Here is a 9471-nt window from a genome sequence, read left to right as displayed (position 1 = left end):
AAACCGAAGGCCATCTGCAACACCAGGCCGCCGCCTTGAAAGCCTGGGAAGCCGGTTCCAACACCGACAAGGACGGCAAAACCGCCAAGGACCAAGCCGGTCAGCAACCGCTAATCGTGCTGTCCGCGCCGGCCGGCATCGCCAGCCTGAGCCAGCAAAACCAGACCGTGGCGGCGGGGACCAATCTGGACCTGGTGGCGCAGCGGGACAGCAACCAAACCTCGGGCCGTCGCTGGATCCATAACGTGGGCCAGCACATCAGCTTGTTCGTCACCGGGGTCAAGGATCAGATCGCGTTGAAGCTGATCGCCGCCAAGGGCAAGGTGCAGCTGCAAGCGCAGAGCGACAGCATTGAAGTCTCCGCGGACAAGGACGTGACCGTCACCGCCTGCAAGGAAAGAATTACCGTGGCGGCCAAACAGGAAATCCTGCTCAACGTCAGCGGCGGCGCTTACATCCGCATCGCCGGCGGCAATATCGAACTGCATTGCCCCGGCAAGGTATCGGTGAAGGGCGCCAGCCATCAGATGAGCGGGCCGGCGAGTATTGGGGTCAATATGAAGGGATTTCCAAGTGCAGACTTATATGATGAGAAATTTCAGGTTCTTGGGCCCGATGGCAAGCCACTCAAGGGAATTACACTTGCAATTCATGATGGCAAGAATCAATTGCTTCATCAAATTAAACCAGATGGCAGTAATCAGCGTATTCATACTAGCGCTGCCACACCATTAGAAGCTCAAATGGTTTGGAGCGAAATTCTTCCCTTAGATGAAAAATAATTGCCATGGCGACTGATACTTTACGCAAGATAGCCACTACTAATACTCAAGATGGCTCCGTGTGCAAAATTGAAGCAGGTTGTGACACAATGTGGTCATTAGCACAGCAGTTTGCCTATGATCGCCTGTCTAGGAGAGAGCAAGGTTACACTTTTAGACCTGTGCGGGCTCTAATGGCAGATTATGCGCAAAGGGCTAGAGTGATTTCAGCGACTTATTCCCGATTTTACCTAGAGCTAGAAGATTATGGCGACCCTAAAAAAAAGGGGCGTTATTATTGGATGGCGCTGGGTGCTTTTGCTAGTAAAACAGTGGCATGTACTTTGGATTTAATTCGAGTGGATGCCGGGAAGTTTATGCCGAAGCTTGGTGAAAACTGGGATTTTGGCTATGTGAGAGATGGGTTGGGGAAAGGGAACTTCTGGCTTTTTCAAGATATCGCTCCTACTCATTGGTATCATAGTTATAGTGCTGCTACTTTTGAAGATTGTTTGAGTGCAAGAGGGAGTGATGGCTGCCATAAGCAAGTGTTAGATAATTTGAAGCGCTTCCCTTGGGCAGAAACAGCATTGCCGACATTAAATTATCTTAAGCTCTCATCCTATATAATAGAGTCTTTCAAAACCGTAAAGGCTATCGAAAATAGTAGCAAGGGAACTCAACGAGAAAAATTGCAGTTAGATCATTTGTTGAAAGTGGCAGAGCATGAACAGCAAATTGTTTTGCAACCATTAATGTATGAGGATGATAAATTCGCAAAATGGGTGCAACGGCAAAGAGGTTGGATGAGCTGGTTTTCTCCTGATTTAGAGTTGATTTTTACACATGAATGCAAAACTTCAGATAAAAGTATGAAGTCGTCTGCCCCAGAAGAAACAGTCTTAGAAGACTATAATAGTCGAATGACTTGGATTCGTAGCGCAGCAAATGATTTCCATGAGTTGATGAAGCGCAAGAAACCATTTATGGAAAAAGAGCTTGCAACTATGGCTGCATGGTATGTTTCAAACTAGTCATCTGAACGGTGTGGTTGTGAAAAAAATCATTCTACTTGCAGTCTTGATTGGCTGCGCCGTAGTTGCTGCATATGCCTATCTTCCTGAAGGAAAAGAAAAAGAGAAGGGAAAAATGAATTATCCTGAAAAAATATCAATAGCCTTGAATCAAGGTGGAGTAGACTGGAAAAATAAATATGGTGATATTGTGCATGTCAATGCACAACCAGCAGGGGTTAATTTTTATAAAATTCAGCCTTTGCGCACCAAGCAATCCATAGTTGTACGTTTAGAGCATGGTAGCCATAGTCTGGAAATTCAACGGGTGCTCAGTGTGACTGGCACACAGGATATGGATAAAAAAGAAGGCATCGATAGCATACAGCTAAGCGCAGGCTTGTCCTCTCAGTCCTCGATAGAGCATGACGTGGCAAGACGTTATGTATGGAATTTGGTCAAATCGATTCGCGCTGCAGGTTGGCAGAAGTATATCGAAGAGACGGACCCGCGTTTGAGTGGCAAAGCAGCTTATGAGTACGCTGTGCAGAAGCATGGGGCATTAGACCCTGACTATGAGTTGTCATTGACGGAGTGGATGACAATGCCGGCTAGGACCCGCTGGAGCTTCTATGCAAAGGATGCTTTTCTGAGTTTGGAGTTTGACAGGGATATGCAGCGCATGGACCCTGCCAAGCCTGGCGCTTATTTGTTGAACGTCAGCATAAGCAGTGCTGAGCAGCAATTCAGCTCAAATTTTGAATTTGAAGAGCGTGATCATTGGCGTAGTTTATGGAGTGCGGCTGCACGGAAATGGAAGCAGGAACGCAATATAAAAGAAGCTAAATTGCGTGCGCAGGGCGTGGTTATTGACGAAGGTTATCAAGATCCGCCTTTGCCGGCAGAGCCTGTTGGGAAGTAGCGCTAGCATAAGTTCTATGGCTTGAACATGTAGCCACTGGATTTGACTGTGGCTGTGTTTTAAAGAGAGACGATGGCAAGGTGACGAGGCGTGCGGTATATCTCAGTGTGGCTATTGTGGTCCTGGCCATTGCCGGAGCTAACTTGTATCGGGTTGCTTTCCCCTGGACGCATCAACTTGAGTTGATGGAACAAGACAAGCCTTATGGCGGCGGCGATCTGCGCGTCCAGGGTCGGCAACTCATCATTTTTAAGCCGATTGGTCCAGAGATCAAGTTCAAGCCTGTGGCCGAGCGTAGTCGGCCTGGGGTGCCGGAGGTGCAGGAACCTTGGATGAATGACGTCAAGGAGGTTAGCAACCGCTCCACGGTCAGGCTGCTGCGCGGTGATATGGAACACGGGGTCAAGCGCATTTTCGAGCAGCGCGGGCAGAATGGAGCCTGGTGGTTGTCCGCCGATTGGAAAACCATCTATGTCTCCACGGACTGGATGAATTTCAAGCTGCCGGCGGGAGCCGACGGCTATGGTCAAAGCTGGCACGCTTTGTGGAAGTCCGAGGATGGTGGTGTCAACTGGCGGCAGTTGCCATGGCCGGAACGCATCCAGCCTGGCCAGCCGCTGTTCTTGAACGACGGCAAACGTGGTTATCTGGTGGCGGAAGGCATGCGTATCTGGCGCACCCGCGACGGCGGTGAGCATTGGGAGGCCTTGCCGATGCCCTCCTGGGCCAATCAGCGGCTGATGGCCAATCCGGACGGCAATGGTTTGTCGCCCATGGTGCCGGACACCCGCGCTCGTTTTGACGCTTTCGATCTGGCGGAGGACGGCACTTTGCGCCTGTCGTTCTATGTGCGGCAGGCGCGCTTGGGCGGCAGCTTCGGCGCGGTGGAGGAAAGCGCCTTGTTGTATAGCTTGCCTTGGGATGTCAAGGCGGAGGATCTGCCGTTGAAATGGATGCGCCCGGAGGCGGTGTTCAAGCAGCAGTCCATCGTCGACATCAAGCCGGCCTTGGGCGGCGGCCTGCATTTGATTGCCTTGCAAGGTCAGTTGCAGCCGGAGAAGGTGGCGGAGGAACAATTGCGGCCGGCGGCCTATGTGTTGTGGAAGCAGGGCGAGGAGGCGCTGCGCCATGGTTTCGAGCCGCATGTGATTCCCGGCGCCTTGTTTGTCGGCAAGCAGGATCAGTTGGTGCTGGCGGGAGACAGCCAGCAGCCAGGCCAGGCGATGCGGGATTCGATCACCTTGACCAGCACCGATGGAGGCCGCAAATGGAGTGAAACCAATGACGGTTCCGCGTTTGCCTGGTTCTATGAGGCGGAGAGCAATCGTATCTGGAAATACCAGACGCATTCGTTGTATTGGCGTAGCTTGTAGCTGTGGCGGTAAGGATGATGTCGTGACGCCAGGTTCACCATCCCTATGCTAATCACCCAAGCAATGAGAGAGCTTAACCGTGAAGCGTGGTTTCTGAACTACGTCACTTCCATTCCCTACTACGAAGCTTGCGCTCAGGCGACCGAAGACTTTGCGGACCTATTCAATTGCCTGTTGACCAAACACGACGGCCATGGCATCGGTAATCTGGATGGTTGGGTGTCGCGCTATCTGAATCATGCTGAAGAAATCCGTCGTCGCATTGAGTGTGTGCGCTATGGCGACTACATGCCGATGTATGGCCAGCTATCAGATACCAACCGCGACTTCAGGGGTTTGGCGGAGCAGAACATATATGGTTGGCGCGCTCCCGCGGAAGACCGAGCATGGAATACGGCCCTTGAACACATGTCCAGCCTTTGCGGTGTGGGTGCGCAAGCACTGGGCAACGTCTATTGGCACGGCAAGTTGTGGGGGGATGAGCAAACCAATTGCGTAGGCCGGAATGAAGGGTTTGCCAAAGGAGCCTCCTATGACTTGGACTTCTGGCAGGCTCACGGCTTGATCCCCGTTCCAGAGGGGTATCCCAAATATGAGCTTGATTACTCGCTCAGTTGCAAAACCGGGGAGATCTGCCCCCGTAATGGCGTGTGGGTGCCCAAGCAAGTGCTGAACGAAGGACTGGAGCATCTACATATTGAGTTTGTCCAGCAAGGGCGGCTAATGCCCCCCTTGTTCCGCTTCCATTTAGAAAAGCAAGTGGACGACAACATCGTCAATTATCTTCGCGAGATGAGTGAGGAGCCTGACCTTGATGCTTATACCTCTGAGGAGGCTATCAGCTCCATGGAGGAGGCTGTGTGGTATCCATTGGTACTACTAGGTGACCTGGGGTGACACTTCATCCACAAGAGTGTTTTCTGCTAGAACGTTTTGTATCGTTGGCGTACATAGGCGAGCTTCGCGACGCCTGGAGACAGGTTGTTTATTCGCATGAGCAGGCGCTGGAGCGGTATATGAATACCGCACCGGCCACTTTGCGTTCAAATCATCTATCCGAGCAACCAGATGTGACCTGGGGAACTGTTCTACTGCCTAACTATCGAGCAACGTTGCAAAACTTGATAAACACCTATATTGAGCGGACTCATGATGATGCCAATGTGTTTCGTGGGGGCGGTGGTGTTCGTGGAGCTTTACGTGGTGGCAACGAGTACTGGCACGGTTGGATGGGGCAGGATGAGTTAGAGCGCATCGGCGACTTTGAAAGTAGAGCTAGCAGGCTGGATATAAATTTCAACAGAACTTGCGAGGGCCGTTGGGAGGAGGGAGATTTGTCTTTTCGCTACGATGAGCTGAACTGGGGGCCATTGGACCTGCCTCCAGCCATTCCCGCTTATGAACTGGATGGCAGTGTGATGGTGAGACCTGGCGATAAGGTGGAGATTTCTGGTGTTTACCTGCCGGATGTGGATCATGCTTGCGCTCAGTTTCTGCATCCCTATCGCACCAATCAGTTGAAGCCTGACTTGCTGAATGCGCGGGGTATGGGTGAGATATCGGTACATCAAGGTCTGCAACGGGATCAATTCGGCGATTGGGAGCGGGAGAGGCAGGTGGTGCCGACTTGGACCTTGGTTCGGCGCGTAGAAAGCCAATTTCTCCAAGTTCCTCCTAACGGTTTTTATCCCTAACATGCTTGGCGGTAGCCTGTCTCGCAGAGGGGAATAGATTAGAATGCTTGGCCCTTCTCTGCTGCGCTTGGCTGTGTTCCGTTCTCGAGGTGTAAAGGATCTTAGTCATGCCCCCGTTGCAGCCACAGGAAGTTTATTTGCTGGAATATCTCGTTTCATTCGAGCACTTCTGCAATGCACGTGACGCGATGCGCGAGGCAGTGCGATTGGGCGAGCAATGTCTGGACGAGTTCATGCAAAATCTGCCTGCCGATTTACGGCGGCACCATACTAGCGAGCAGCCCGACGTCGTGTGGGGAAGTCTCGTGTTACCCAATCTACGCTCCAGCCTGGATGGTCTGATCGAAGGTTGCATTTTACGAAGCCATGGCGATCCTCAAGCCTTTCGTGGCTTAGTTGGAACTCATGGTCGTAGCATTAACAAGAATATCAGTGAGTTTGATGCCAGTTGGATGTCCGAGCCACTGGGAACAATGTTTTGGGATGCTTTGTTCAAGGCGATTGCATTAGATAAGGTTATCGGTGCAACTATTGGTGGGGAATGGCAGGAAGGAAGCTTAAGCAGGCATTGTGATTTTAGTGATCCCAGTGGAGTCTTAGGTGGAACGAATATCCTCCTTCCTAAACAGATTCCAGTTTATGAATTGGACCATTCAGTCGTGATTGGTCCTGGCGATCAGGTCAAGGAGTGCGGTGTTTATTTGCCGGACTCCGAAAATACGGCTGCGCAGTTTCTGCACCCAGGGCGATGGTGGCCAGAAGAGCCTGGCATTTCGGTGCGTCAGGGCCTAAGCAAGGATGAAGAGGGCTGGTGGGATGATGAGCAGGATGTGTATCCATCCCGCTGGACGCTGATTCGGCGTATCCCCAAGCAATTCCTTGAGGTCCCCCCCGAAGGTTTCTACCCTAAAAACCAGCCAAGCAGCGGGCGGGTTGAGGGTGGACAAGCGTGCCCTCATGCCGGTGTCTGGTGGACGCCAGCTAGGCCTGATGCGTGTCGCAGCTTTACGGCAGGTGAGGCCATACCGGTGTTTCCTGATTCTCAATATGGGGAAACGGTCTGGTATCGGCGGGCGGAATAAATAAGGTTCCGTTATGTTGTGGCACGGTTATCTGCCTGGAATAATTTCACGGGCGTGGCCGTGAGAAAAATTATCTTGGTCTCAGGTGTAGAAGTGCCGATTTGACCTGATGGCCAAGCCTTGCCGAGAGATGGGGGTCGCCGCGGTGACTTCATTTTTGGTTAAGGCCATTGTTTGATGGTTTGTCTATGCCGCCGCTATGCTTAAGTGGCGGGGCTTTGAAAGAGCTGACCACGGTGTGAGGCGCGAGTGATGCATCTCCGTGCCGCCATCATCGTAATCTAGGCGATGGCCGGTATGGTTTGGTTGTGGCGGGTATTCCACCGAAAATATCAGGTTCATGCGCCGTCTTGGCGGGGATGACACCCGTCACTCCCGCCGAACCCCTGCGGCCGGGGGGACTCAGACTCTATGTGCCGGCTGTCTGGCCGGCCGCATCCCTTCCCATTCCCCTCCTGGAGATTCTTCATGACGCCCATCCTGTTCAATACCTATCGCTCGGTCCAAGGCTTCAACAAACGCGTCCGTTTCCTGATCCTGCATTACACCGCGCTGGACTTCGCCGGCTCCATCAAGGCGCTGACCGGCTCCGGCCAGGTGAGCGCGCATTATCTGGCGCCGGACCCTTGCGACCCCAGCTATCAGCAGGCCGGCTTCAAGCAGATGAATCTGTTCAATCTGGTGGACGAGAACGACCGTGCCTGGCATGCCGGCGCCAGTGCCTGGGATGGCCGCAGTAATCTGAACGATTCGTCCATCGGCGTGGAAATCGTCAATCTGGCGCGGGAGGACAAGGGCGGCATGGTGTTTCCGCCCTATCACCCGCAGCAGGTGGCGGCGGTGACGGAGCTGGCGCGGAACATCCTGGCGCGCTATCCGGACATCAGCCCGGTGAACGTGCTGGGCCATTCCGACATCGCCGTGGGCCGCAAGAGCGATCCGGGGCCGATGTTCCCGTGGCGGGAACTGCACCTGGCCGGGGTGGGCGCGTGGCCGGAGGCGGAGACGCAGCGCAAATACGCGCGGCGGTTCCAGCAGCAGGGCTTGCCCGGCCGGGAGAAGATGCTGGAGGCGTTCAAGCATTACGGCTACGAGGAGGCGGCGGCGGGCGGCGACGCCGGTTTCGTCAGCTTGGTGCGCGCCTTCCAGATGCATTTCCGCGCCAGCGATTACCGCGGGGTGATGGACGTGGAGACCGCGGCCATCCTGTTTGCCTTGTTGGAGCGTTATTGGCCTAAGCGGCTGGCCCTGATCAAGCTTTGACGAATCTTGTATTCAGTGAGAAACCCGGCCGCCAGGCCGGGTTTTGTCGTTGTCGCCGCGAAAATGCCGCTGCGTGCTTATTTGGCGGCGGCCGGGATGAAGGAGAACTCCTTGATCACGATCTCCACTTCCTTGCCGTCCTTGGGCGGCCGTCCCTGGAACAGCCATAGATTGATGTGGGGCGGCAGCGGCTGCTGCGGCACCAGGCGCGTGGGGTCCGCCGGGGCGAAGTTCCAGCGCGCCATTTCATACAGGTCGCCGTCCTGGTGGCCGTGCAGCGATTGGTAGAGCACCCGGCTGGCGTTCCAGTTGAAGCGGTGGGTGCTGTAGTCGCCGTTGAGGTGCGGTTCAAAGGCGTAGGAGGTGGGCTTGGGGCCGGGCACGGCCGGGTAGACGGTGTAGTTGCCCATCGGGTTTTGCCGGTTGCCCCAGCGGGCGAATTCGATGTCGATTTCATTGCTGGCGTCCGGGCCCACGTCCGGCGTCGGGTAGTTGAACAGGCCCAGCACGATGTTGTCGTCGAACAGGTCCGGCCGGCCTATCAGCTTGAACTGGTAGCGGCCAAAGCCCAGCCGCTGCGGCAGGTAGACCTCGGCGCTGCTCCACTTGCCGCCGCGTTGGGTGATCTTCAGGTGGAGCCGGCCCTGGGCGTCCACCCAGGCGTTGTTCTCGTCCCAATCGTTGGGGCCGGGGCCGCTTTGGATCTGGTTGCGGATTTCCCAGACGTAGCCGGAGAAATTCAGGGTTTTGGCCTGGGCGGCGCCGGCCAGGGTCAGGCTGGCGGCGATGAGGGGGAGCAGGAGGCGGCGCATGGTGTGTGCCTTTAGATCCACGAACAAAACCCCTGATCCTGCGTCCGCCTTTTGGTCGTACGACGGGTGCTGTAGCTTCGCAGAAACTTCGTTTTCTGCGTCGGCGCGTCTTGGCTCAGCTTCTCCGCGAGGTGTTGTCGGCGGCTCTTCGTTGTGGATAAGCCTGTCATTTAAGCGCGGCGGGGGCGGCGGGTAAAGGGTGTTTTTGCCGAGCCAGGCTGTCCGTCTGGACAGGCGGCGGCGCGGACGGGGTCATGCCCGCCGGGCGGCGACGGGGTCATGTCCCCGCGGCGCGGGCGTCGGCGCGGCGCCGTCCCGCGAGATCTGATCTCTATTAAACATCTTTTTCTTTTCAATGGTTTGCGCGGTTTGCCGCTTGGCGATCCGCGCGCCGTCTTTCCGGTTTCCAAATGCCTTCATGCGCTTTGTCATGGTCGGAAAATTCATTCTTGTCCCTTATGCGTATCGAGTATGTCTATTACAGTGTAATCCATATTGCATAACTTGGCGGCGCGCCGTCGCGGGTTGGCATCCATATCGATTGGGAGGTT

10 protein-coding genes are annotated in these 9471 nt (G+C 54.7%); 8 read left to right on the top strand and 2 right to left on the bottom strand.

Going from position 1 to position 9471, the window contains the following annotated elements:
• The 8 genes from ACODSD_RS18955 to ACODSD_RS18920 form a co-directional block, all read left to right on the top strand.
• On the top strand, nucleotides 1–782 hold a 782-nt coding region (locus ACODSD_RS18955; protein WP_488878044.1), incomplete at its 5' end, for a DUF2345 domain-containing protein.
• Between the two features lie 5 nt (nucleotides 783–787).
• Nucleotides 788–1795 (top strand): DUF2515 family protein, encoded by a 1008-nt coding sequence (locus ACODSD_RS18950; RefSeq protein ID WP_488878043.1) that lies wholly within the window; start codon nucleotides 788–790, stop codon nucleotides 1793–1795.
• A complete protein-coding gene (locus ACODSD_RS18945) occupies nucleotides 1761–2696 on the top strand; it encodes a hypothetical protein (RefSeq protein ID WP_488878042.1) in 936 nt (311 codons plus the stop codon). Before ACODSD_RS18950 ends, ACODSD_RS18945 begins: the two co-directional genes overlap by 35 nt.
• A gap of 332 nt (nucleotides 2697–3028) precedes the next feature.
• On the top strand, nucleotides 3029–4069 hold the full coding sequence (locus ACODSD_RS18940; RefSeq protein WP_488878041.1) for a WD40/YVTN/BNR-like repeat-containing protein: 1041 nt from the start codon (nucleotides 3029–3031) through the stop codon (nucleotides 4067–4069).
• 45 nt (nucleotides 4070–4114) lie between these two features.
• Nucleotides 4115–4966 (top strand): hypothetical protein, encoded by an 852-nt coding sequence (locus ACODSD_RS18935; protein WP_488878040.1) that lies wholly within the window; start codon nucleotides 4115–4117, stop codon nucleotides 4964–4966.
• A 119-nt stretch (nucleotides 4967–5085) separates the two neighbouring features.
• Nucleotides 5086–5763 (top strand): hypothetical protein, encoded by a 678-nt coding sequence (locus ACODSD_RS18930; RefSeq protein ID WP_488878039.1) that lies wholly within the window; start codon nucleotides 5086–5088, stop codon nucleotides 5761–5763.
• A 107-nt stretch (nucleotides 5764–5870) separates the two neighbouring features.
• Nucleotides 5871–6845: a hypothetical protein gene (locus ACODSD_RS18925; protein ID WP_488878038.1), complete on the top strand. Its 975-nt coding sequence runs from the start codon at nucleotides 5871–5873 to the stop codon at nucleotides 6843–6845.
• A gap of 468 nt (nucleotides 6846–7313) precedes the next feature.
• Complete coding sequence (locus ACODSD_RS18920; RefSeq protein ID WP_488878037.1) at nucleotides 7314–8108, top strand: N-acetylmuramoyl-L-alanine amidase; 795 nt, start codon at nucleotides 7314–7316, stop codon at nucleotides 8106–8108.
• A 77-nt stretch (nucleotides 8109–8185) separates the two neighbouring features.
• Here ACODSD_RS18920 and ACODSD_RS18915 read toward each other — a convergent pair whose 3' ends face one another.
• A complete protein-coding gene (locus ACODSD_RS18915) occupies nucleotides 8186–8920 on the bottom strand; it encodes a glycoside hydrolase family 16 protein (RefSeq protein ID WP_488878036.1) in 735 nt (244 codons plus the stop codon).
• A 252-nt stretch (nucleotides 8921–9172) separates the two neighbouring features.
• Nucleotides 9173–9367 carry a hypothetical protein gene (locus ACODSD_RS18910; protein ID WP_488878035.1) on the bottom strand — a complete coding sequence of 65 codons (195 nt, stop codon included), beginning with the start codon at nucleotides 9365–9367 and terminating at the stop codon, nucleotides 9173–9175.
• Nucleotides 9368–9471 lie beyond the last annotated feature (104 nt).

Source organism: Chromobacterium sp. FG22 (genome assembly GCF_057809415.1).
This window is presented reverse-complemented; position numbering and strand designations above follow the sequence as displayed.

Excerpts from the sequence above, each read along its gene's own strand:
- ACODSD_RS18925 (WP_488878038.1), top strand. The coding sequence starts at position 5,871 with ATGCCCCCGTTGCAGCCACAGGAAGTTTATTTGCTGGAATATCTCGTT.
- ACODSD_RS18930 (WP_488878039.1), top strand. The coding sequence starts at position 5,086 with ATGAATACCGCACCGGCCACTTTGCGTTCAAATCATCTATCCGAGCAA.
- ACODSD_RS18950 (WP_488878043.1), top strand. The coding sequence starts at position 788 with ATGGCGACTGATACTTTACGCAAGATAGCCACTACTAATACTCAAGAT.
- ACODSD_RS18915 (WP_488878036.1), bottom strand. The coding sequence starts at position 8,920 with ATGCGCCGCCTCCTGCTCCCCCTCATCGCCGCCAGCCTGACCCTGGCC.
- ACODSD_RS18910 (WP_488878035.1), bottom strand. The coding sequence starts at position 9,367 with ATGAATTTTCCGACCATGACAAAGCGCATGAAGGCATTTGGAAACCGG.
- ACODSD_RS18935 (WP_488878040.1), top strand. The coding sequence starts at position 4,115 with ATGCTAATCACCCAAGCAATGAGAGAGCTTAACCGTGAAGCGTGGTTT.
- ACODSD_RS18940 (WP_488878041.1), top strand. The coding sequence starts at position 3,029 with ATGAATGACGTCAAGGAGGTTAGCAACCGCTCCACGGTCAGGCTGCTG.
- ACODSD_RS18920 (WP_488878037.1), top strand. The coding sequence starts at position 7,314 with ATGACGCCCATCCTGTTCAATACCTATCGCTCGGTCCAAGGCTTCAAC.